This is a genomic window from Methylocella silvestris, assembly GCF_002891535.1.
Lineage (GTDB): Bacteria > Pseudomonadota > Alphaproteobacteria > Rhizobiales > Beijerinckiaceae > Methylocapsa > Methylocapsa silvestris_A.
Genome location: NZ_PDZR01000025.1, coordinates 11,556 through 35,716, shown reverse-complemented (window position 1 = coordinate 35,716; position 24,161 = coordinate 11,556). Strand labels below are relative to the sequence as shown.

Genomic DNA, 24,161 nt, shown 5'->3' with positions numbered 1-24,161 from the left:
GATCAGCGCCATCGCGCCAATCCGGTCAAGCGCCGCCAATCCCGCAACGCCGTTGGCCACATTGACCCTGGCGATCCCTGACGAAACAAGCGCGACGGATAAATGCCGCCCGCTGGGGACGGACGACCTCAAATCGAACGCAACGGTTGTGCTTGATCGAAGCTTTCTGGATCACTTCGACGTTGGCGCACGACCGGACAGCCGCTGGATGCGTTCCTATTTTCGTCCGCACAGCGTCGAGGCCGCGCATACGCATAGCGCAGACGAGCAAGTGGTTTATGTCGATGAGGAGTTTTCGGGCGCCGGCCGCAGCCCGCTGGGACTAAATCCCTTCGCCGTCACAGATGGAGTCCTGACGATCCGCGCGTTCAGAACGCCCGCCGAGCTCAAGCAAGTCCTGTATTCACGCCCCTACGTATCGGGAATGCTGACGAGCAAGAACTTTTTCGCCCAGACGTACGGATACTTCGAGATAGCAGCTAAGCTTCCCGTCGGGAGCGCCGTCTGGCCGGCATTTTGGCTCGTGCCGCGAGACAAGCCGTCGCCCCCGGAACTGGACGTCTTTGAGGTCGTCGGCAAGGAGCCGCAAAACGTCTATCAGACAACCCATTGGGCCTATCCCAATGGACACGCATCTTGCCGCAATGCCGTCGCTGATCTTTCCTCCCGCTTTCACCTTTATGGCGCCCTCTGGACGTCAAAGTACATCATCTATTTGATCGATCGAAAGCCGGTCGGGATAACAATTACTCCTCCACACATGAACGATCCGATGTACATCATCGTCAATCTCGGCGTCGGCGGCGCTTGGCCGGGGCCCGTAGATGCAGCGACTCCCGCCCAATCCGAAATGCAGATCGAGTGGATCAGCGCCTATGTCATACGCCGATGACCAAGACCTTCGCCCGGCCGTTTAAGCAGGCGCTGCGCCCTCGTGCTGCGAGAGGATCGAAATGTACGACGTAACATTTATCTGTTGGGATTTTGACATTGGCGGCGCACAAAAACACACGGTCGAACTTGCGCGCTCGCTGCGCGAAAAGGCAAATCTCGCCGTAGGCCTGATAGGCATATCGAGCGCCTCACAGACAAGAATGCTATCGAACGAAGACCTGCCGCACTTCGTGCGCCTGGACCGGCGGGGGTTTGGTCTGGCTGGAATGTTCCTGTCTCTGTTCGCCCGGCTTCGAGCTCATCCGTCTCGTCTTGTCGTGGGGGTCAATCAAGCGGCGACAACTGCTGCGTTTGTCTCCAGTAAAGCAGGGGCGCATGCCGGTCAGACCGCGGGGATATTCCACACGACCGATCTCCGCAACAGCGCGGAAGAACGCGCTCAGTTAATCCACAATGTCGCGATGAATCGCGTAAATCACCTGATTTTTGTAAGCGAAAATCAACGCCGCCATTGGGAAAAGCGCGGCCTTCACTCCAGCCGGCAGAGCGTCATTCTTAATGGGGTCGATGTCGACCGATCGGCCTGCCTGCAGGAGCGCGCGCGGGCGTCCATTAGAAGAGAAGCGGGATTTGCCGACACAGACGTGGTGATTGGGCTGTGCGCAAAATTTCGGGAGGAGAAGAACCACGCTCAGCTTGTGGACGCGATCGCCGCCCTTCGGGCGCGAGGATTGCCGGCGAAAGCGCTGTTTGTCGGCGCAGGAACAACGGAGGCGGCCTGCCGCCGTCATGTCGACGAGCTAGGCCTTGGCGACGCCTGCATCTTCGCCGGCGAGCACGACGACGTCACGCCATTTCTCGCGGCTATGGATGTCGGCGTTCTATGCAGCACAACTGTCGAGACTCTGTCGCTCGCCGCTCTAGAGATGATGGCGGCGGGGCTTCCGCTAGTTCTTTCAGATCTTGGCGGCGCATCGGAGATCGTTGCGGAGCACCAAAATGGATTCCTTTTTCCGGTCGGCGACACCGGACGGCTTGTTGATCGACTCGATTCGATAATTCGAGATGACGCATTGCGCCGCGATATGGCGCGAGAATCGCGGAAGATTGTGAAAGTGAAATTTCGTCGTGACCGCATGGTGAACGAATATATCCGGCGTTTTGGAGAGATTTTGAAAATAGACGAGGCCGCAAGAGGCTTTTCCCCGTGAAGCATCAAGCAATTGGACCCGTAGCTGCCTCACACGCCTTAAGCTGGTCCGATTGCGCTGTTGTCCTTGCGCTCTGTGACAAATCTGCAGCTATTGCGCTCGAAAGCTTCGACCCCCCAGATCACGAGCTGCTGCGCGGGGTCATGTGTGCGCCAGATGTAGCAAGCGCTGCAATTCGGCTAGAGAGCGGCAATTCTGCATGAATTTGGTTCACGCTGTAGAGAAGCTTTGGTTGCGCTGCAACAAAGTGTGTAGTATTGTGCGTAAGTTGAATAATGCGCATGCCATTCGAAATTATGCGGGGCCGGGAAGCGTGCGTCTTTGCGCGCCCCTCACGCGCTTCGGCGCGAGCATCTAACCTGCGGGCAAATGCCTTGGGTAAAAGAAATATCGCTTTCATATGGGCATTGCTGTGGTCCTGGCCGGTATATGGCGCCTGCGTCAAGCCGGCGTCCCAGGATATTATTGACGGATTTGCGAAGGATCCGAGCATTTTGCTGGATGTGTACCCGCGAGGCGACATTGGGATGGCGGCTGTGATCCAGTCTTATGCAGTCACAGGCGACATCGCGCTTGCAGCCATCGGCGCAACTGTCTCAGCTGCAAATCAACGGCAGCGGAGCGCCATCGGCGCCGGTCTCGCCATGGCGTCTCAGGCGTGCGCAGGGCAGAATCCTGAAGTTCCGCGCAAAATTACAGCCGTCATGCGTTCGGTCTCCGACCCTGACGTATTGCGCGCCTATGTCCGCGGCATGCCGGCGGGCGACGCGCCTGCTGAGCTTTGGCGTCATCCTCCTGCCGGTCCCACATCCCCTCCGCCTTCAAAGCTTGGGGTGGATACGACGGGCTCAATCGGCAGGCGGGGTCTGGCGCTGGAGGATCCGTTTAAGCCCTTCGCTCCGATCTACAAGATTCGGTGAGACGAGCTGACCTACCGAGCGGCGCGATGAATGTGCTCTGCGCCGGTTACGATGGTCGGCCGTAATGGCGAGATGCGTCTGTGTAGCTGGCGCTTGTCTGCCACGAGCGCTCCGCTCGTCAACAGTCGAAAGTAGCTTCTTCCGATTGACGCCGGCGACCCAAGCCGGAATTGTTTGCTGGCGCCGGATAATGTCGTTCTGGGCGTTCAAGGACGAAAATTGAGTTTTTAAAGCAGGCCTCACAGATAAGGCTGTGGCGGCCGGGAAGGCGACTCATGCTGAATGCGATGAATACGATAGCGCCGGCGGCTAAGCAGAGCGCCAGATTTGCGTTCAAGCCACGACTTGACATGCTAGCGATAGCTCGGGCCGTACGCAGGCAATGGCCGGCTATTTGCGCCAGCGTGCTGTTCATGCTCGCTTTATCCGTCGTATATATTTATACGACGGCGCCTCGATACACCTCTGACTTCCTGCTTCTGATCGATCCGGAGAAGAGCCAGGTTTTATCAAAGCGAGATAGAACAGCCGATCACCCCATCATGGACCCTGGGTTCATAGACAGTCAGGCGGAGGTGTTGAAATCTGACAGTGTGATCCTGTCGGTTGTCAGGTCATTGAAGCTTGCGCATGATCCGGAGATTTTCCCTCCTTATTCTCTGATGTCTCAACTGACGTCATGGTTCGCCTCGCTCGGCGCGAAGCCGGCAAGCGACTGGACTGAGACACGGCTTGAAGAGGCGGCGGTTCAGCAGATCGTCTCAAACCTCAAGATAAAGCGCGTCCGCGCGACGAATGTCATCCAGGTCGAATTGACCCTCTACAATGCGGAAAAGGCGGCGTTGATCGCCAACGCGCTGGCCGAAGGCTATATGAACGCAGAACTCGATGCGAACTTTCAAACGACGCGGCGCGCGACGAAATGGCTGCAGGACCGGCTGAAGGAGCTTCGAGCTGAGGCCGCCGCCTCCGACAAGGCGGTTCAGATATTCAAGTCCGACAACAATATTGTGGATACCTCGCGCGGCCTAATGAGCGAACAGCAGCTCTCCGACGTGAACGGCCAGCTTGTCGCGGCCAAAGCGACGACCGCGGAGGCCCAGGCGCGCCTCGACCGTATAACCGAGGTTAGCCAGGGAGATGTTGTCAACGGATCTGTCGCCGACGCATTACAAAGTCCCATCATCACGCGACTGCGCGCGCAATATCTTGACCTTTCCAGCAGGGCAGCCGATTTGTCGTCCAAATATGGAACCAAACATGGCGTTGTTGTTAATATCTATCATCAGATGAATGAACTGCGAAAATCAATGCTGGATGAAATTCGCAGAATTGGCGAAGGCACAAAGAGCGATTACGAGATTGCGTCGGCCAGACAAAAGTCGGTCCAGGACAGCCTCGATTCCCTTGTCATGCTGTCACACGTGTCGAACCAGGCGCAGGTGGAACTCAGGGATCTTGAAAGCTCCGCGCAAACCTCCCGTAGCGTTTACGATAATTTTCTCTCGAAATTGCAGGAAGCAAACCAGCAGCAAACATTCCCTGTTTCTGACGCGCGCGTCATCACGCCAGCGAGTGTGCCTGACCGGCCAAGCTGGCCGAGGAAGTTGGTTTTGATCCCGGGGGCAATCTTTTTTGGACTTATGCTTGGTGGCTCGATAGCCGCCGCCCGTGAGTTCCTTGGGAGTAATTTTCGCACTGCGGACGACGTCGTGAATTACACCGGCTTGACATGCCTCGGCATTCTTCCGGACATTTCCTTGAAGGCTAGCCCGCGCCAGAGACTGAGGCAGCTGCTGGGAAGCGGCGGCGGAGGATTGGATGCGGGGCAAATTGTTCGCCACAGCGTTTCCGCGCCGTTCTCGAGATTTACGGAGACCCTTAGAAACGTCAAGGTTTCTGTCGATACGGCGCTCCCACAAACCCAATCACGCGTCATCGGGATCGTTTCCTCACTTCCGCGGGAAGGCAAAACGACCTTCGTCGCCAATATAGCCTTTATGACCGCACAGATGGGACACAAGACATTGCTCATCGACGCGGATTTGCACAATCCATCGCTCACAGCGACTGTTTTTCCAAAATCAAAATCCGGTCTTCTAGAGCTGCTGACGGAATCTAAGGTGTTAGCTGATGTGATCATCACCGACCCCGCGACTGGTCTCGATTTTATACCCGCGGTGATCAAAGAGCGGCATACGAATGTGACCACGCTGCTTACGTCGAGCGCGATGATTAATCTGTTAGCTGATGTGCGCGAGAAGTATGAATATGTGTTCGTGGATTTTCCGCCCGTGGTTCCGATCGTGGATGTGAAGGCGGTGGCGCATTTAATCGACGCTTTTGTTTTCCTGATCCAATGGAGTGAAACGAGCCAGAAGGTGGTTCTGGACGCCTTGAGCCATGACGAACAATTGGTGGATCGAATTGTGGGAGCTGTCTTGACGAGGGCGGACCCAACAGCGCTAAAGCGGATCGAGGCCTATAAGGGACCGCTGTATGGCAGCTATTACGTTAATCCGGACTAAGCATTTGATCCAGCTGGAGGGAAGATCCATATTTTGAGCCAATCCCTTCTTAGCGAAAGGCGCCGATCGTCGGCAGGACGCCAAAGAGCGTCTGCCTCCGACCGATGATCCTACGAGCAAAGATTTAATCTCTCGCGCCGGGCTCCAACTCATTTGCTCCAACACCGGCGATCGCTGATCGCTCGTCAGAAGGGATAGTAGCGCAGGCTGAACAAGCCCATGTTTTCCTGGGTTTTCGCACCGCCGCCGACGCCCTGAAAGGAATATTTCTGGGTGAAAGAATATTGCAAACCGGCTCGCAGTTGGCCGAACGAACCCTGGTAGACCTTGTCCCATAGTCCGCCCGTGATCTGGCGAATCAAGTGAATGTTTCCGTTGCAGACTGTGGAGCCTGGGGTCGAGCATCCCGCATTCGAGAACAAAGGATTGCCAAGTCCGAAGGGATTGAGAACGCCGCCAGACTCGGTCGTCGTATAGGTCGCGTTCTGGTATTCTTCGCCGGCGTAGGCGTAAAGATCGAGATCAGACGTGGCGTGCCACGTCAGTCCGGCAAGAAGCATGGTTTCCTGGATTGGCGCGATTGTGCCGTTTGCGTTGAACGTGACGTCGGGGAGCTGCCCCGCGCCATAGCGGCCGATGCCCCGCCCCGTCATGCCCGAAAACTGAGCTTCGAGCTGCTTCGGAAGCAGAGATACGAGGATAGAGCCCCCGGCGCCGCCGCCCGCGACATCTTGATTGCTGTTGTTCACCTGGCTGTAGAAATCGCGGAAAATGCCAAAGCCCTCAAGATGGACATTATGGCCCGCAATGGTCGGGTCCCAGGCGACCTTGCCAACGATGTCGGGCATATGATTGAGCGACACCGCATTTAACGAATTGAACAGCGATCCGCCGGGCGGAAGTTGGTTGAAGACGAGAGAGCTTGGCAGAGTGCCGGGAGTCGTGCCGACCGTCGTGAAGCCGCCGAACGTCGTCTGCGGGTTTTCGACCGACAGGGCGGCCCATAGCGTCTGGTCGAAATCCTTGACGACGCGTATCTGCGGATTGCGGGCCCAGACAAAGCCCGGAACGTATTGCGCATCGATCTGCAGCGGAATGTTTTCCTGCCTCGGAACGATGCCCTTGGTGTTCATGGTCACGAGCGACCAGGTTTGTCCGGCGAGGAGATGCGCGCCAAAGTCGTCCTGATCCACGGTGGCGTAGAGATGCCGGACGCGGGGGTTGAACGAATTGCTCTCATTTGAATTCGCCGTCTGCGCCGCTCCGAGAAAGTCGAGCTCCATAAAGCCGGCGAGATGCGTCGCCGGATTGACATCGCCTTTGACCAGGAGCGAGGCGCGGCTCTGTCGCGCGCTCATGCGGAATTCGTTGGCGTTTCCGGAACGGATATTGCCGTAGGGAATATTCTGATAAGGCGTCGCAATGTCTGCGCCGATGAAACGATCGCGGAAAATGCCTTCGAGGGCGAGAAAGCCGCCAGGCGTGATACTCACGCCGTTGATATATAGGCTTGGCGAGCCTGCTACCGGCAGGCCGCGAATTGATGACTCGACGCCGGTGAGGCCGGTAGGCGCGGAGCCGCCGAGCGCGCCGAGAGAGACGCCGTTTGGCCCAGAGGCTACAGGCGGCGCCGGGCGTGACGCGACGTCGCGGATCTGCACCTGAGTCTCTTTTTGCTTGCGGGCCTGATCGCTGACCTTGACCTCCAAGCGTTTCAACTGCGCCTTTAGCGCGCGAATTTCGTCGGCCGTCTCATCCGCGCGCGCTGCGCTCTGGCAGGCGACGAGAGCACCCAATGTCATAGCCACAAAAGCAGGCCCAGCTGCATATCGATTCATGATTTTGCGCCCCACTCTAAGAATTACAAACACCAGATCGGCTGTCGAGCGGATCTGTATGCCTGCTGACCTGTGTATTATTCGCTATACAGGCGGTCAAAGAGATTCACGCAACTCACAAAATTAGATTTATGTAAGTTGTATGCTAGCAACACAGTCGATATTTATGTAGATTTTATGACATTACTACTTATCTGATTACTTCTATACTTAATTCTATGCTTTATATGTGTCCTTGATAATCCTACACTATCAATGAGTGTACTCATATTAAAAGAAGATTTAGTCTGCATAAAAAATGATTCATGATTTCGCTTATGCGCAGCTAGAGGATTGCACGATTCATGGCGATAGCCTGAAAGGGCCGTTCATCGGCCCGTCGAAGACGCAAGGGACTGTGATCTGATCGTGGCGCATGGCGCCAACCAAGGCCGGCACCCAATTGCCAAACAGCGCGCGCGTTGAGGCGGCGTCCGCGCGGGGCGCAGCTATACAGCCGCACCGTATTCGTCTTCGCTCTGGTTTCGCTATAAAGACAAGCTGTTCCGGATTCAGATCAGGCTGGCTGACGCGCCATTCCTCGCGCGCTTTGGCGACATCGGCGCGATCTTGTTCGGCGGCGCGCGACGACTCTATTGAGCGTCAGCCCGAGACGCCGCGGCCGCTGCCAAAGGCAGCCGACGCTAGCCTTCATGGCGCTCTCGGCCATGAGCCAGGCCTGCAGTTCGGCGAGCGTCGCCTCGGGTTCGCCCATCACACGGGGCGAAGCGCCTCGTCATGTGCGGCGAGCTTCGACTTGGGCCGCCCGCCCAAGCATGCGCGACCTCGACGAATTTTTAAAATTGTGGGGCGTTCAGGTCCTCACTGAATGCCGCGCCTGCTCGCGAAAAGCTGCCCAGGCTTCGGTCAGGACGCCGGCCAGAAAGGCGGTGCTGACGCCAAACAGCAATACGCCGTTGGCTGCCTCCAGAGCGCCCATCATCTCCCATTGCTTCTCGAGCTTTAGTCCCGAAGCGCCGCGCGTTGTCATTGCGTCGACAGAATAAAACATGGCGTCCGCTGGCGTATCGATTGCGCCGACATGCAGATAGGCGCCGGCCCAGAGCGCCGCCTCGAACCCGTGCAACAGGGCAAGCGCCCATCCGGCGGCGCCGATCATTGCGATCGACAGCAGCGCCGAGGAGCGCAGCCGCCTTTCCCGCCGCTCAAAGCGCGCCCTGACGTGCAGCAACAGCACCGAAAGTCCAATAATGGCCGTGACGTGAATGGCGAGCGTCAGCGCAATCAGCGGCAGGCTCCAGGCCCAGTCGAGCGTCCAGGCTGGCGTCAGCAATCGGCGGCCCTTTCACGTTGCCGCGCCAATTAGGAGTTGGCGCGCGAGCCCGTCAATATCCGGCCTGCCGCAGTGGATATGCGGCAGGCGATCTTGCGCCGCGCCCTTAGTTGGCGTCGCCCGCCGCGCGCGACGCGGCCTGCAGCTTCTTCCTGTCGTCATCGGTCAGGACCGGCGGCTCGACTGCGATCGTCAGCCTGTTGATCTTACCAGTGAAGGCGAAGGGAATCTGATAGTCCTGATCGTCAACCGGGGTTGCGGTGTCCGAGCCGATGTCGAAAGTCTCGTCCCACGGCAGGGTCAGCGGCACTGTGCGCTCCATTGTCTGCGTTGCGACGATTTTTCCGTCGACGCTCAGAGTCCCGACGCCGCCGCGGCCGAGGCCGCTGACATTGTTGAAGGCGAGCGTCGCAAACCCGAGCCCGTCATATTTGAAATCATAGACGAGCGTGTGTTTGCCGGCGGGCAGCGCGTCAGGCGCCGCCCATTTCACCCGCTTGAGATCAAGCAGGTTCCAAGTAAAGACCGGCTTGCCCTTCAAAAGATAGAGGCCATAGCCGCCAAACCTTCCGCCGCGGGTCACGATCATGCCCTCGGCCCCGGTCTGCGGGACGTCGATCTCGGCGGTGATCGTATAGGACGTGTTGAGCAGATCGGGGCCGGTGCCACGCGGCAGGCCGGCGACCGGTTCGCCCGAATAGGTGAACATTTGGCGGCCGCCATTCAGCGACGGGCGCGGGGTCGCCATGCGCGTCGCCACCGAGGCGTCGAGCGGCAGCACCTGATATTTGGCGAATTCGCCAAACATCAGATCGGTCATCTCGCGAACTTTCTGCGGATTGGCGGAGGAGACGTCGCTATATTGCGTCCAGTCATGGCGGACGTCATAGAGCTCGAATTTATAGGCGCTGGCCGGGTCAAGAACAGCCTTCCCGAGCAGCTCCCACGGCGCCCGCAGCGGAACGGCGCTCAGCATCCAGCCGTCGTCATAGAGGCCCTGCACGCCCAGCATCTCGAAATATTGCGTCTTGTGCGCCGAGGGCGCGTCGGCCTTCGTCTTGTCGAAGCTATAGGCCATGCTGACGCCCTCGATCGGCTTTTGCGCGATGCCGTCGACCGTGACAGGCGCCGGTATTCCGGTCGCCTCAAGCAGCGTCGGCACGATATCGATGACGTGGTGGAATTGCGTACGCAATCCGCCGGCGTCCTTGATATGGCCGGGCCATGAAATCGCCATGCCCTGCCGCGTGCCGCCAAAGAAGGACGGCACCTGTTTGGTCCATTTGAACGGCGTGTCGAAAGCCCAGGCCCACGGCACCGCGAAATGATTATAGGCGAATTGCGAGCCCCAGGCGTCGTAGAATTTCATCTGCTCGGCGGCGGTTAATTCAATGCCATTGAACTGGAGCACTTCGCTTGGCGTGCCATTCGGCGAGCCTTCGGCGGAGGCGCCATTGTCGCCGCTGATATAGATGATCAGCGTATCGTCATATTTGCCGGTGTCTTTCACCGCCTGAATGACGCGGCCGATTTCGTGATCGGTGTAGGCGAGAAAAGCGGCATAGACATTCGCCTGCCGGATGAAGAGCTTCTTTTCGTCATCGCCGAGCGTATCCCATTTCTTCATGAGATCATCCGGCCAGGGCGTCAGTCTGGCGTCCTGCGGAATGACGCCGAGCTTTTTCTGATTGGCGAAAATCTGGTCGCGCAGGGCGTTCCAGCCCTTGTCGAAAAGATGCATGTCGGTGATCTTGTCGACCCATTCCGGCGTCGGATGATGCGGCGCATGGGTTCCGCCGGGAACATAATAGAGGAAGAACGGCAGCGTCTTGTCGATGTCATTCAGCTGATGCAGCCAGTGGATGGCGTCATCGGCCATCGCCGTCGTCAGGTTCCACTTACCCTGTTGCCCGATATAGGGGTAGATCGCGGTTGTATCGTTGAAGAGATTGGGCTCCCACTGGCTCGCGTCGCCGCCGACGAAACCGTAGAAATGTTCAAAGCCCATGCCGGTTGGCCATTGATCGAATGGCCCCGCCTGGCTCGCGGTCCAGGTCGGCGTATTGTGGTCCTTGCCGTACCATGCGGTGCGATAGCCGTTCTCTCGCAGGATCCGGCCGATGGTTGCGCTGCCTTTTCCGATGAAGCTGTCATAGCCCGGAAAACCGGTCGCAGCTTCAGAAACAACGCCGAAGCCGACCGAATGATGGTTGCGGCCGGTGATGAGCGCGGCGCGCGTTGGCGAGCACAGCGACGTTGAATGGAAATTGGTATATCGCAGCCCCGCGTCGGCGATAGCGTCAAGCGTTGGCGTCGGGATGACGCCGCCGAAGGTCGAAGGCGCGGCAAAGCCAACATCATCGGTCATGATGAGGAGAATATTGGGCGCGCCCTTCGGCGGCACGACGCGCGCCGGCCACGCTGGCGTCGACTGGGCGGCGTTGAGTTTGATCTCGCCCTGAAAAGGCTGCGGCGGCGGCGGCAGATAGCGACCGTCAATGGTGGTCGTTGCATCGGGGGCGCCCGGCGCGCCTGTCGTCTGCTGGGCAAAAGCCGTGGAAGCGGCGGAAGCGGCGCCAAGCGAGATGGCGGCCAGAAGCAGCACAAGCAGGCGGCGCGTCGGCGCGGTCTCGGGCGAGCGGACTTTGATAACGGAAAAGCGTGACGTCATTTGAGCCTGACCTTCGATCATGCTGCGCTATCAGGATGGGCCTGTCTCCAAAAATCGAAGGCCCGCGGGGGCGTATTGACGGACGTCGCATGGGGGGCGCGCCGCAGATTGGCGCGCGATCAGCGGCAGAGGCCAATGCAAGCCGGCGCCAGGGTTTGACGTCGGCTTGGAGCGCCTTATGGGCGGCGGCAAACGCCTGCAAGGAGCGCGGGGCCCGGCATATTATGCATGTTTGTCCGCCGCCCATCGGGCCGCGGGGGAGCCGCAGCGCCTGTTACTTCGCGGTCTTCTCAATCACCGCCATCAGATTGTCAGACGGGTGGCCTTTGCAATAATCCGTAGCGACCTTAATGTTGCGTTCGAGGTAACGCAGGTCGACGGTCGCCCGATCCTGGGTCGCGCCAAAGTAACCGGCCATCCAGGCGGTGATGAAGGGCGCGCGTTCGATCGGCGCGTCGAGCATCTGCTTGCAGGTGAGCAAGGACATATCAACGATCACTTGAGCTTGCGCGATCGGGGCGAAGCCACATCCAAGGAGGATGGCGGCGGCGATTGTTTTCTTCATGGCGTTTTCCTGATCCGGTTGGGCTTGAAACTACTTCGGGGCGATAGCGCGCTGCAGCCCGCTCATGACCGTTTCCTTGGGATAGGAGCCGCACCATTTGGTTACGCTCTCGACATTCTTGGCGAAGCCTTCGAGGTTAACCGTGGTCGAGCCGATCTTCTGGTTGAACCAGCCGCTGAGCCAGGCGCTTGTCAGCGCGGCGTCGGCCGGCGGCATGGCGGTAAATTCCGCGCAGGTAATCATGCGCATGTCGATCATGACCTGGGCCTGCGCCGCGCCGGCGCCGAGCGAGCCGACGAGCGCCAGCGCTGTGACGAGTTTTTTCATTTTGTCTTGTCTCCATGTGTTTTGGCGGGCCGGCGTCAAAGGACGACGACCAGCTTCGAAGGGGAAAGGAGGGGGCGTGTCTGCGTCGCGAGCGGCGACGCCTTGCGAGAAAGCCTAGCGGACGATGACCGCGCGACGGTGAACCGCGACTGGCGGCCGGCGCACGACGGCCGCGCCGCGCGTCGTTGCGCAGCCGGCGCGATAGACTCCGCGGGCGCAGACGACGGCGCCCGCCTCTTCAACTGTCGCGATGATGGCGCCCATGACGATGAAGGCGGCGAGGGCGGCGCTTATGGTCGATTTCATTTGAGTTATCCTTATAGGCCGGCCGAAAGAATTAACTTGATTTACCCCGCCCATGTCCAGGTGGATATTGGCGTCGCGGACGCGAGGACCCAGAGTGGATCTGCGTTTCAAAAGCCGCCGAAACGATAATTCAGGCCCGCCCGCACCTCGTTGATGTGGGAGAGTTTCTCGTTCGGTTTGCTGATCCTCAATCGAGACCAATCGGCCTTTAGCGTAAATTTTGCAGAGAGGTAGTATTATCGGGTATGTTCTGTGGCAAGCAATTCCGACTGAAGCTCTACAGCCTTCGACAACGGCGGGCTATCTGACTCGACAGTCAATGACCGGGCGCGCCCGCGTCGGGAGGCGGCGTCAGGCCCGCCTTGCGCATGCCGGCAATCATATGGGCGCGATCATCACGGCCTATATTGCGCTTAATCAGCTCCGCATCGACATTTGGAATGAACTTCGGGTTCATTTTGACGAAGGCGTCGGCTTCGGTCCTGGCTTCGGCGTCGAGGCCATTTTGCGCATAAACGACGGCGGCGATCAGATGGTAAAGCGGAAATGCCTGGAGATTTGACTGGCGGATATCAATCAGCGCCTGCCGGTCATCGCCCTCAATATAATTCACGATAGCAAGCATGCCACGATAATAGGCCGAGCCGCCGGGGTTGCGGGAAAGAGCCTGACTCAACAGGGCTTTTCCGCGCTCCCATTGCCCGCTCAAGGCCAGCCGCGTTCCGAACTCCCCCATAAGCTCGGTGTCGTTGGGGTTCAGCGCCAGCGCCTGCTCGCCCACTTCAAGCGACTCGGCTAAACGCTGATTGAAGTTCAGCGTCGTCATCAGCGCCTGCTGCGCGCGCACATTGGCGGGGTCGAGTTCGACGGCTCTGCGCGCCGCGGCAAGCGAGCGCTCAAGCGCCGCAGGCGCTCCCGGACGCGGATTATAGAGGAAACGGTCTTCGTCGAGATAGATGATCGAGAGCATCGCAAAGGCGGTCGCATAGTCCGGGAAGCGTTTGATGGCGCTTTCCAGGCAATCGCGCGCCGCTGCATGTTTTTCAGGGCTTAATTGCGCGCGATAGATATAGAAGTGCAAAGTGCAAAAATAAGCATCGGGATCGTCGGGCGGCTGGCGCAGCGAGCGCGCGACGTCTGCCTGTGCAATGACGCCATAGGGTTGCGCCACCGCGCTCGCAACCTTGCCTGCGATATCCGCCTGAATGGCGAAGAGCCCGCCGGAGCTTAGATTCTGCTCATAGCTCTGCGACCAGAGGATCTCGCCCTTGTCCGCCTCGAGCAGCCGCGCCGTCACGCGCAACCGGTCGTCGGCGACGCGCACGGCGCCTGTCAGCATGTAGCCTACGCCGAGCTTTTGCAGCACGGGGGCCGCCTCCGCCTCGGCTGGCAAGGCCTTCGACGTCTCGCGGCCGAGAACGCGCAGCTCCTTGAAGCGCGGCAGATCGGTCAGCAACTCTTCCCGAAGTCCAAGGGCATAAAGCTTCGACAAGGGCCCTTCGCCAAGATCTGCGAAGGGCGCGACCGCCAGAACCGGCGCCTGGGGGCCAGTTTTCGTCCCATCCGGCGGGGCGCGTAGCGGCGCCGGGAAATGGAACAGCCAATAGCCCGCGCTGAGCAGGCCGAGGAAAACGATCAGCGCGGTCGCGTTTTTCTGTGCGCCTGAGCGTCGCTCGGGCTCGGCGGCGACGTTCGGCGCGGCGTCCGGCGGCGCGCCTGGCGGCAGGGCCTCGGGCGGCGCGTGCTTCGCGCATTGCAGCTGCGTCGCAAAGGTCGGAACATAGCCGCCCTTGGGCATATCGATGCGGATGGGATCGCTCTGTCCGGCGATGAGATAATAGCGTTCGAGCGCCCGCCGCAGCCGGCTCGCCTCGATCCGCACGACAGGATCCTCCTGCGAAAAACCTTCCTCGCGGCCGAACACCTCGATGGCGATCGTATAGGCCTTGATGCGCTGCGCCCGCCCGGCAAGACTTTCCGAGACGATATAGCGCAAGAACGATCGCCCGCGTTCGGGCAGCTGGAATTCGGGACTGGACAAAATGCGATCAAGCTGAGCCAGCACGCTCTCGGGGGAGAGAGCAGAGCCAGGGCCCTCACTTTCCGCCGCGAGTTCGCTGCTCAACACGCATGCTCCCTTGCGCGCTCATATGCCTGAGCTCGTTTAATTTCCCGGTCAATCGATGCAAGCTCTGACGCAAAATTGCAAGGAGATCTCGCGCGAGAGCGCCTTTACTGCAAAGCTCAAGTTATCACATCAAATACATAAACTGTTCAGGCGTAGGATACGGGAAGCTACTCCCCAAGGCGCGCATCGCCTGCCATACCGAAGCAAGACCGTGCAAGCCACGCTCGACCGGCGGATGCATCGACATGCAAGGAAACATCACCGCCGCCTTACGCCGCTTTCCGTCACACCGGAGGGCGATCGAACAGCGCGCCGCATTCGACGACTCATTTTCCTCTCTTTGCGAGGATCTTGCGGAAGCGGAGGACGCCCTGAAGACATGGGAGGTTTCGCAATGGCCGAAGCGCGAGGAGCGCTGTGCGGAGTTGCGGGAGTTGGTCGACGGCCTCGCTGCGGAGCTCGCCTCTGCGCTGTCCGCCGATTGATCCGAGTATCGACAAGATTCGACGATAGGGGAGTTTAGTATTGATGCTGTCGCGACGCTCCATTTCAGCCGGAGGATTAAGCTTATTCGCCGGCGCTTCGATCGTTTCTACGGCCAAAGCATTTGAAGGGCCGATTTCTGACCTGATCGAAAGCACCGAAGAGTTTGCTCTGGCTGTCGAGGCCTATGCCTTCGGCTATCCGTTGGTGACGATGGAAATGACGCGGCGGGTCATCACCAACGTCGCTGCGCCGGTTGGAACGAAAGGCCCGATGGGCCAGGTTATCAAGCTTCGCCAATACCCTGACGCCAAGTTTCGCGACGTAACGGCTCCGAACGCCGACACGCTTTATACAACGTCCTTTTTTGATGTCGGCAAAGAACCCTGGGTGCTCAGCATTCCGGCGTTGGACGATCGCTACGCCCTGTTTCCCCTGCTCGACGGCTGGACCAGCGTTTTTCAGGTTCCCGGCAAGCGCACGACGGGGACAGGCGCGCAAACCTACGCCATCACCGGCCCCGGCTGGACTGGAGCGCTGCCGTCCGGCGTGACGGAATACAAGTCGGCGACGAATCTCGTCTGGCTGCTGGGGCGCATTTACTGCACGGGTACGCCGGAAGACTATAAGATCGTCCATGCGCTGCAGGACCAGGTCGCGCTCGTCCCTCTTAGCGCCTATGGCAAGGAGTACACGCCGCCGGCGGGCGTGGTCGATCCGTCGATCGACATGAAGACGGCCGTGCGCGAGCAGGTCAATCGCATGGATGCGGTCGAATATTTCACCCTGCTCTGCGAACTGATGAAGAGCAATCCTCCCTATGAAGCCGACGCCCCACTGCTCGAAAGGCTGGCGGCCATCGGCATCGTGGCCGGCAAGGATTTCGATAAAGCCAAATTCGATCCGGCTTTCGCTAAGCGCGTCCCGGAGGTCGGCTTCGACCGCATCATGCTGCATTTCAAGGACAGCGACGGCGATGTGCAAAACGTCAACGGTTGGGGATTTACCACCAAGACCGGACTATACGGGACGAACTATCTGCAGCGCGCGCTCGTCACGGCAATTGGCCTTGGCGCCAACCGTCCGCAGGACGCTGTCTATCCGACCTCTCAAAAATATGCGGGCGGCTTGATCGGCCGCAACTATATGGGCTCGGAACAATACATCCTCACCTTCAAGAAGGGCCTGACGCCGCCGGTCAAGGGATTCTGGTCGCTGACCATGTATGATGCGGCTTATTTCTTTGTCGAGAATCCGCTGAACCGCTATTCGATCAGCCCGCGACAGGACCTCAAGACTAACGCCGATGGTTCGGTTGACCTCTATATTCAGAACGAATCGCCCGGCGCGGACAGAGAGTCGAACTGGCTGCCCGCGCCCAAAGGCAAATTCATTTTGATGATGCGCCTGTATTGGCCGCAGGAGAACAACCCGTCGATCCTTGACGGTTCCTGGGTTCTACCGCCTGTCAAGAAAGTTGGTTGAAGGCAGGGAACGTCCGGCCGGCCATCTAATCAAGAGACAGATTGAGCGAATCGATCCGCCGTGGACATGCTCTCCCAAATGCTCCGGCCAAGAAAACATAGCGCGTCTATAATTCGGCGACAGGGGGCAGGAAACGTGAGCCATCGACATCCACTATTGACGGCGGCGCTGGCGGTTGTGGCCGCGGCTGCGTCAGGCTTTTCCGCCATGGCCCAGGCGCCGGCTAAGAAGCCCAATATCGTCATCATCTGGGGCGACGACGTTGGCCAGTCGAACCTTAGCGCCTATACCGACGGGCTGATGGGCTACCGCACGCCCAACATCGACGGAATTGCTGATCAGGGCATGAAGTTCACCGACTATTACGGCGAACAGAGCTGCACGGCGGGGCGCTCCGCTTTCATCACGGGCCAAAGCGTGTTTCGGACGGGCCTTAGCAAAGTCGGGCTTCCGGGCGCCGATGTTGGCTTGCGAAAAGAGGATCCGACGATTGCGGATCTCCTGAAGGCCCAGGGTTACGCGACCGGCCAGTTCGGCAAGAATCATCTTGGCGACAAGGACGAGTTTCTGCCGACCGCTCACGGCTTCGACGAATTTTATGGCAATCTTTACCATCTGAACGCCGAAGAAGAGCCAGAGCTTCCCGATTATCCGAAGCCCAACGATCCCGAGTTTCCAAATTTTCGGAAGAATTTTGGACCGCGCGGCGTTTTGCATAGTTTTGCCCTGCCCGACGGCGCGCAAAAAATCGAAGATACAGGTCCGCTGACCAAAAAGCGGATGGAGACAATCGACGACGACATCGCCAACCGCTCGGTCGAGTTCCTTGACAAGCAGGTCAAGGCCAACAAGCCGGTATTTTTGTGGGTCAACTTCACCCATATGCATTTCCGTACGCATACCAAACCGGAGAGCCTCGGGCAGGCCGGTCGCTGGCTTGGCCCCTACGCCGACACCATGATCGACCATGACCGGAATGTTGGATCCGTTCTCGCCAAGCTGAAAGAACTCGGCATCGAGGACAACACCATTGTGATGTATTCGACCGACAATGGCCCGCATATGAACTCATGGCCGGACGCCGCAATGACGCCCTTCCGGAACGAAAAAAACTCCAACTGGGAAGGCGCCTATCGCGTGCCTGCGATGGTCCGCTGGCCGGGAAAGATCAAGCCCGGAACGGTCTCCAACGCGATCGTCTCGCATCTCGACTGGTTGCCAACACTGCTTGCGGCGGCGGGCGTCCCCGATGTCAAGGAGAAGCTGCTCACCGGGTACAAGGCCGGCGCGACAACCTTCAAGGCGCATCTCGACGGCTATAATCTGCTGCCTTATCTGACCGGCGACGAGAAAACGGGACCACGCAAGGAATTCTTCTATTTCTCCGACGACGGCGATCTGACCGGGCTTCGTTACGATAATTGGAAGTTCGTTTTCGCCGAGCAAAGAGCGCCGGGAACCTTGCAGGTCTGGGCCGAGCCTTTCACCCATCTACGCGTCCCGCTCATCTATAATCTTCGGCTCGATCCCTACGAGCGCGCCAATATCACGTCAAACACCTACTACGATTGGCTGCTCGACCACGCATTCATGCTGGTGCCGGCCCAGACCTACGTCGGCAACTTCCTGGCGACCTTCAAGGAGTTTCCCCCGAGGCAGAAGGCGGCGACCTTCTCTATCGACCGGGCGATGGAAAAGATGCAGCAGCCGAGCGGAGATTGATCGTCCGCAACGGGCAGGCAGGCGCCCTTGTTTGTTTGCAATGCAGAAAGGCAAAGGTCGAAAAGTCTACAACTTTTAGCATCACGCTCTCGGCCCGAAAGACGCTCTGCATCGAGCGAGCCGTCATTCACATCAAAATCAAGAGAAAGGGACAGTCCATGACGCTTCGACGGACACTCGCGAGCAGCGCGCTCGTGGTCACGCTTGCGGCCTTGACAGGGCCAGCCCTCGCGCAGGCGCCGGCCAAAAAGCCCAACATTCTCGTCATCATGGGCGATGATGTCGGCTGGTTCAATATCGGCGCCTATCATCGTGGCATCATGTCAGGCAAGACGCCGAACCTCGACAAGCTCGCCGACGAAGGCATGATGTTCACCGATTACTACGCCGAGGCGAGCTGCACGGCGGGCCGGGCCAATTTCATCACCGGCGAGCTGCCGATCCGCACGGGCCTCACCACCGTCGGCCAAGCTGGCGCAGACATTGGGCTGCCCGCGGAAGCCGTGACTCTCGCCACCGTGCTGAAGGCGCAGGGCTACGCGACCGGGCAGTTCGGCAAGAACCATCTTGGCGATCTCAACAAATTCTTGCCGACCGTGCATGGCTTCGACGAGTTCTTCGGCTATCTCTACCATCTCGACGCCATGTCCGACCCCTATTGGTATTCCTATCCGCAGGATTGGGTGGACAAATACGGCCCCCGCACCCTGGTGCACAGTTTTGCCTCTGCCGTGGATGACCCGACCGAGCAGCTGCGCTGGGGCAAGATCGGCAAGCAGAAGATCATCGACGAAGGCCCGCTGGCGCCCTTCCCCGACATGAAGGACCAGCAGGGCTGGCAGGAAGGCCGCAAGGCCAAATATGACATGGAGACGTTCGACGAAGTGCTCGTCAAATCCTCCAGCGACTTCATGGACAAGGCGAAGAAAGACGGCAAACCCTTCTTCGTCTGGCACAATACCACACGCATGCATGTGTTCACCTTCCTGCCGCCGAAATATCAGGCGAAGATGAATGCGACAGATAATTTCGGCCTCGAGGAGGCGGGCATGGCGCAGATGGACGACAGCATTGGCGCGCTTCTGAAGCATGTTGAGGATATTGGGGAAACCGACAACACGATTGTCATTTTCACCACCGACAATGGCGCCGAAGTCTTCACCTGGCCGGATGGCGGCATGACGCCGTTCAAGGCGACCAAGGGCACCATCTATGAAGGCGGCTTCCGCGTTCCGGCGATCATCCGCTGGCCGGGCAAGGTGAAGCCGCGTTCGGTCGAGAACGGCATCTTCTCCGGTCTCGACTGGCTGCCGACGCTGTCTGCCGCCGCCGGCGTTCCGGACATCAAGGACAAGCTCCTGAAGGGCGTCGAGCTCGAAGGGCAGACCTACAAGAACCATCTCGACGGCTACAATCAGCTCGACCTGTTGACCGGCAAGGCGAAGACGGCGCGTCATGAAATCTTCTACTTCGGCGGACCGCATCTTGGCGCGCTGCGGCTCGACGATTTCAAATATCAGTTCTTCCAACAGCCCTGGGGCTGGCCGGGCGAAAAAGTCGCAACCGACATGCCGACCATCGTCAACATCCGGCAGGATCCGTTCGAGCGGCTCTCGCCGCTGCGCGGGCAAAGCCTGAACGACTCTTCGCCCGCCTATATGAACGACTTCATGGCGCGCGAATTCTGGCGCTTCGTTTTGGTCCAGCAAGAAGTTGCGAAACTCGGCGAAACGGCGATCGACTTCCCGCCGATGCAAGCGTCGGCGTCCTTCAATCTGCAGAACGTCAAGGCCGAGATCGAGGCGGCAATCAAGGCGCACCAGGGACAATAAACCAAGCGAAACGTGAACAGGCGGGCGTTCGCGCCCGCCAAACTCCGTATGCAACCCATGTGGCAAGAGGCGGCGGCCATGAAGATGCGGGAAGTTTTCGCCTTGAACCGCCGGGCGGCGCTCGCGGCGCTTGCGGTTTTGGCGCTAAGTGTCGCGCCGATCTCCGCTACCGCGCAAACAGGACTGGCGGCCGATCCCCTGCCCTCATGGAACGACGGCCCGGCCAAAAACGCCATCATCGACCTCGTCAAATTGACCACCGACAGCGCGAGCCCCGATTTCGTCGCGCCTGAGGCGCGCATTGCAACATTTGATCAGGACGGCACGACCTGGGTCGAACAGCCGGTCTATACGCAGGTGGTCTATTGCCTTGAGCGCGTTCCGGCGGTTGTCGAAGCTAGGCCCGAACTCAGGGATGTCGAGCCCTTCAGGACGGTTCTGTCCGGCGATCGCGAAGCGATCGCAAAACTCTCGTTGAAGGATCTGGAGGCGATCGCCATGGCGACCCTCAGCGGCATGGACGTCGACGCGTTTCGGGCTGATGTCGTCAAATGGATCGGGACCGCAAAACATCCCCGATGGGATCGGCTCTACACGGATCTGACATACCAGCCGATGCTCGAAGTCATGCGCTATTTGCGCGCCAATGGCTACAAGACTTACATCGTCACCGGCGGCGGCCAGGATTTCGTGCGCGCCTATGCGCAACGGGTCTACGGCATTCCGCCAGATCAGGTTGTGGGCTCTGTCGGCGGGGTGAAATATGGCTATGACAAAGACGGCAAGCCGATCCTCACAAAAGAGCCAAAGCTGCTACTGAACGACAACAATGCCGGCAAGCCGGAGGCCATTCATATGGAGATCGGCGCGCGGCCGATCATCGCCTTCGGCAATTCGACCGGCGACCGCCAGATGCTGGAATATACCACGGCTGGCTCCGGCGCCCGGCTCGGCCTGCTTGTCCTGCACGATGATGCGGCGCGCGAATATGCCTATGGACCGGCGCAGGGACTGCCCGAAAGCTGGGTCGGGCCGTTTACGCAGGAGCTGTATGACGAGGCGGCAAAACAGGGCTGGATCGTGATCCGCATGAAGACCGACTGGAAAAAGATCTTTGCCTTTGAATAGCAGGGCCCCGCACATTGACCTTGACCGCGACGGCGTCGACCCATCCGAATCGCTTTCTGAACGTAACCGCCATCACCGAAAGCGCGACGGCGCTTTGTCTTCTGTTCCAGCCTGAAATTGCATTCCGGCTTTTGCTGGGGCTCGATTCCGTCGCGATTGAGGTGGTTTTCCTCGGGCGGGCCTTCGGATCAGCTCTGCTCGCCATCGGCGCGGCCTGCTGGCTCGCGCGGGCGGACGGGCCAAACCCCTCGCGGACAGGACTGCTCGTCGGCGTTTTCATTTACGACGCCATTGTGGCAATGCTTCTCGCTTATGCGGGCGTGGCGCTGCGCCTGACCGGGCCTCTGCTGTGGCCCGCGGCGGCGGCGCATGCCGCGCTTGCGCTCTGGGGCCTGGCTTGCTTCAATCCACGCGAGGAACAATCGACATCAAAATGATCAGGCTGTTCCGGCTTCAGTCGAAGGCTGCTCCCGCGCGCGGGCGAAAGCCGGTTTTCCGTTCCTTCGCCAGCCTGCTTCGGCTGCTTTTCATTGCGCCCGCTCTCGCCCAAAACGCCAAAGCGCCGGAACCCGCATTCGTCGGCGCAGCCGCTTGCGCCGGCTGCCATGCGGCGCAAGCAAAAGCCTGGGCGTCATCGCACCATGCCGAGGCGATGCAGGAGCCGACGGCCGCCACGGTGCTGGGCCATTTTTCCGGCGCGAGCGTCGCCCATCATGGCGTTACGACGACATTCAGTCGCAAAGATGACGCGTTCATGGTCCGTACCGACGGGCCGGACGGGGCGCTGCATGACTACAAGATCGCCTATACTTTCGGCGTTTATCCGCTGCAGCAATATCTGATCGCCTTTCCGGGCGGGCGCTTTCAGGCGCTTGGCGTTGCCTGGGACAGCCGGCCGAAGGCGGAGGGCGGCCAGCGCTGGATCCATCTTTATCCGGACGCGCCGCCGCCGCCGGGCGACCGGCTGCACTGGACCGGGCGCGACCAGACCTGGAATTATCAATGCGCCAATTGCCACTCAACCGACCTCAAGAAAAATTTCGATCTCGCCGCCAACGCCTATGCGACCACATGGGGCGAAATCAACGTTTCCTGTGAGGCCTGCCACGGGCCGGGGTCACGCCATCTGGCCTGGGCTGAAGCCGGCGCCAAAGCGCCGCCGGGCTCCGCGCCCGCGCAGTATGACGACAAGGGGCTGACGACGGCGCTCAACGCCGCCGTGAATGGCGAATGGCGCATGAATCCCGCGACCGGCATCGCCGAGCGCGCGACGCCTTCCGACAGGCGTGAACTCGATATTTGCGCGAACTGCCATGCGCGCCGGAAAGTCATCGTCAAGGAGCCGGTGATTGGCGCGCCTTTCCTCGACGCCAATCTGCCCGCGCTACTGGAGCGCGGCCTCTATCACGCCGATGGCCAGATCGACGGCGAGGTGTTCGAATATGGCTCCTTCGTCCAGAGCCGCATGTTTCATGCGGGCGTGACATGCTCGAACTGCCATGAGCCCCATAGCCTCAAGCTGCGCGCAGAAGGCAACGGGCTCTGTGCACAATGCCATTTGCCGGAAAAATTCGACACGGTTTCGCATTCCCACCACCAGCCGGGCGGCGCGGGCGCGCAATGCGTCAATTGCCACATGCCGGCCAAGACCTACATGATTGTCGATGAGCGGCGCGATCACAGTCTGCGCGTCCCGCGCCCCGATCTCACCCTTTCGATCGGCGCGCCCAACGCCTGCGCCACATGCCACGCCGACAAAGGCGCCGAATGGGCGACGCACATCGTCGCCAGCTGGTTTCCGGGCGGGCGTCAGACAAGCGGCCATTACGGCCTGGCCCTCCATGCCGGACGGCAGGGCGCGCCGGGCGCCGAAACCAAGCTCGACAGCCTGATTCTCGATTCGACACAGCCGGCGATCGCCAGAGCCAGCGCTCTCGCGCTGCTTCAGCCGCTAGCGACGCCCCAGTCGGAAGCCGCAATCAAAGCGGCGATCGGCGACTTTGATCCGCTCGTGCGCGCCGCCGCCCCACGCGCGCTTGCCGCCACGCAAACGCCGGCGATGATCGCGGCGCTGGGGCCTCTGCTGAGCGATCCGGTGCGGGCGGTCCGCATCGAGGCGGCGCGCGCGCTGGCCGACGCTCATCAACAATTGCCCGGCCCGCAGCAGTTAGCCTATGCCGCCGCTTTTCTTGAATTGATCGACGCCGAAATGGTCGACGCCGACCGGCCGGAAGCGCATCTCAATCTTGGCATTCTCGAAGCCAGGCAGAGGCGCGCGCCGGAAGCGCAGGCGCATTACGAGGCGGCGCTGCGGCTCGACGCCGGCTTCGTGCCGGCGCTCGTCAATCTCGCCGATCTTGACCGCCAGCTCGGTCGAAGCGAGGAGAGCGTCGCCAGGCTGCGCAAAGCCATCGATCTCGAGCCGGGGAATGCCGACGCGCGCCATTCGCTGGGTCTCGCGCTGGTGCGGCAGAAAAATTACCCTGACGCGCTGGCCCAGCTTAAACGCGCCAGCGAGCTTGCCCCCGGCAATGCGCGCTATGCCTATGTCTATGCCATTGCGCTAAACTCGACCGGCGCGCCGGCGGACGCCGCAGCCGCGCTCGAGGCGGCGCATCAGCGCCACCCGGCAGACCGGGATATTCTGATTGCTCTCGTTTCCATGGCGCGCGAACGCGGCGACCTTGCAACCGCCCTTGTGCATGCGCGACAACTCAGCGCCCTTTTCCCCAGCGACGCGCACCTTCGCGTGCTCGTCATGGAGCTGGAGGCGAGACAGCCGAAATGACG

Annotated in this window: 18 protein-coding genes; 11 read left to right on the top strand and 7 right to left on the bottom strand. The window is 59.9% G+C overall.

Going from position 1 to position 24,161, the window contains the following annotated elements; genetic code table 11:
• Nucleotides 1–61: 61 nt before the first annotated feature.
• From CR492_RS17195 to CR492_RS17180, 4 genes are all read left to right on the top strand, one after another.
• Nucleotides 62–892, top strand: coding sequence for a glycoside hydrolase family 16 protein (locus tag CR492_RS17195; RefSeq protein ID WP_180982590.1), 831 nt, complete (start codon nucleotides 62–64; stop codon nucleotides 890–892).
• Nucleotides 893–953: 61 nt separating this feature from the next.
• A complete protein-coding gene (locus CR492_RS17190; protein WP_102844960.1) occupies nucleotides 954–2,105 on the top strand; it encodes a glycosyltransferase family 4 protein in 1,152 nt (383 codons plus the stop codon).
• 374 nt (nucleotides 2,106–2,479) lie between these two features.
• The gene (locus CR492_RS17185) at nucleotides 2,480–3,025 is read left to right on the top strand and encodes a hypothetical protein (protein WP_102844959.1); all 546 of its coding nucleotides are present in this window, start codon (nucleotides 2,480–2,482) and stop codon (nucleotides 3,023–3,025) included.
• Between the two features lie 275 nt (nucleotides 3,026–3,300).
• Nucleotides 3,301–5,553, top strand: coding sequence for an AAA family ATPase (locus tag CR492_RS17180; protein ID WP_102844958.1), 2,253 nt, complete (start codon nucleotides 3,301–3,303; stop codon nucleotides 5,551–5,553).
• Nucleotides 5,554–5,738: 185 nt separating this feature from the next.
• Here CR492_RS17180 and CR492_RS17175 read toward each other — a convergent pair whose 3' ends face one another.
• The 7 genes from CR492_RS17175 to CR492_RS17140 all read right to left on the bottom strand — a co-directional run bounded on the left by CR492_RS17175 (nucleotide 5,739) and on the right by CR492_RS17140 (nucleotide 14,718).
• A complete protein-coding gene (locus CR492_RS17175; RefSeq protein ID WP_146030310.1) occupies nucleotides 5,739–7,349 on the bottom strand; it encodes a hypothetical protein in 1,611 nt (536 codons plus the stop codon).
• Nucleotides 7,350–8,244: 895 nt separating this feature from the next.
• Nucleotides 8,245–8,724 carry a hypothetical protein gene (locus CR492_RS17165; RefSeq protein ID WP_102844955.1) on the bottom strand — a complete coding sequence of 160 codons (480 nt, stop codon included), beginning with the start codon at nucleotides 8,722–8,724 and terminating at the stop codon, nucleotides 8,245–8,247.
• A gap of 106 nt (nucleotides 8,725–8,830) precedes the next feature.
• Complete coding sequence (locus CR492_RS17160) at nucleotides 8,831–11,395, bottom strand: arylsulfatase (RefSeq protein ID WP_102844978.1); 2,565 nt, start codon at nucleotides 11,393–11,395, stop codon at nucleotides 8,831–8,833.
• A gap of 274 nt (nucleotides 11,396–11,669) precedes the next feature.
• A complete protein-coding gene (locus CR492_RS17155) occupies nucleotides 11,670–11,960 on the bottom strand; it encodes an HdeA/HdeB family chaperone (protein WP_102844954.1) in 291 nt (96 codons plus the stop codon).
• Between the two features lie 30 nt (nucleotides 11,961–11,990).
• Complete coding sequence (locus CR492_RS17150) at nucleotides 11,991–12,287, bottom strand: HdeA/HdeB family chaperone (protein WP_102844953.1); 297 nt, start codon at nucleotides 12,285–12,287, stop codon at nucleotides 11,991–11,993.
• Nucleotides 12,288–12,401: 114 nt separating this feature from the next.
• Nucleotides 12,402–12,593, bottom strand: coding sequence for a hypothetical protein (locus tag CR492_RS17145; RefSeq protein ID WP_102844952.1), 192 nt, complete (start codon nucleotides 12,591–12,593; stop codon nucleotides 12,402–12,404).
• 316 nt (nucleotides 12,594–12,909) lie between these two features.
• Entirely contained in the window at nucleotides 12,910–14,718 is a 1,809-nt protein-coding gene (locus CR492_RS17140) for an adenylate cyclase (RefSeq protein ID WP_245412141.1), read from the bottom strand.
• 248 nt (nucleotides 14,719–14,966) lie between these two features.
• Between CR492_RS17140 and CR492_RS17135 the strand changes: the two genes are divergently transcribed.
• From CR492_RS17135 to CR492_RS17105, 7 genes are all read left to right on the top strand, one after another.
• Nucleotides 14,967–15,206, top strand: a complete 240-nt coding sequence (locus tag CR492_RS17135) for a hypothetical protein (protein ID WP_102844950.1) — start codon at nucleotides 14,967–14,969, stop codon at nucleotides 15,204–15,206.
• A gap of 43 nt (nucleotides 15,207–15,249) precedes the next feature.
• A complete protein-coding gene (locus CR492_RS17130) occupies nucleotides 15,250–16,689 on the top strand; it encodes a DUF1254 domain-containing protein (RefSeq protein ID WP_432431219.1) in 1,440 nt (479 codons plus the stop codon).
• A gap of 78 nt (nucleotides 16,690–16,767) precedes the next feature.
• A complete protein-coding gene (locus CR492_RS17125; protein WP_180982589.1) occupies nucleotides 16,768–18,411 on the top strand; it encodes an arylsulfatase in 1,644 nt (547 codons plus the stop codon).
• A 158-nt stretch (nucleotides 18,412–18,569) separates the two neighbouring features.
• Nucleotides 18,570–20,243, top strand: coding sequence for an arylsulfatase (locus CR492_RS17120; protein ID WP_102844976.1), 1,674 nt, complete (start codon nucleotides 18,570–18,572; stop codon nucleotides 20,241–20,243).
• A gap of 78 nt (nucleotides 20,244–20,321) precedes the next feature.
• On the top strand, nucleotides 20,322–21,371 hold the full coding sequence (locus tag CR492_RS17115; RefSeq protein WP_245412140.1) for an HAD family hydrolase: 1,050 nt from the start codon (nucleotides 20,322–20,324) through the stop codon (nucleotides 21,369–21,371).
• A gap of 14 nt (nucleotides 21,372–21,385) precedes the next feature.
• Nucleotides 21,386–21,808 carry a hypothetical protein gene (locus CR492_RS17110; RefSeq protein WP_102844948.1) on the top strand — a complete coding sequence of 141 codons (423 nt, stop codon included), beginning with the start codon at nucleotides 21,386–21,388 and terminating at the stop codon, nucleotides 21,806–21,808.
• A complete protein-coding gene (locus CR492_RS17105) occupies nucleotides 21,805–24,159 on the top strand; it encodes a tetratricopeptide repeat protein (RefSeq protein WP_102844947.1) in 2,355 nt (784 codons plus the stop codon). Before CR492_RS17110 ends, CR492_RS17105 begins: the two co-directional genes overlap by 4 nt.
• Nucleotides 24,160–24,161 lie beyond the last annotated feature (2 nt).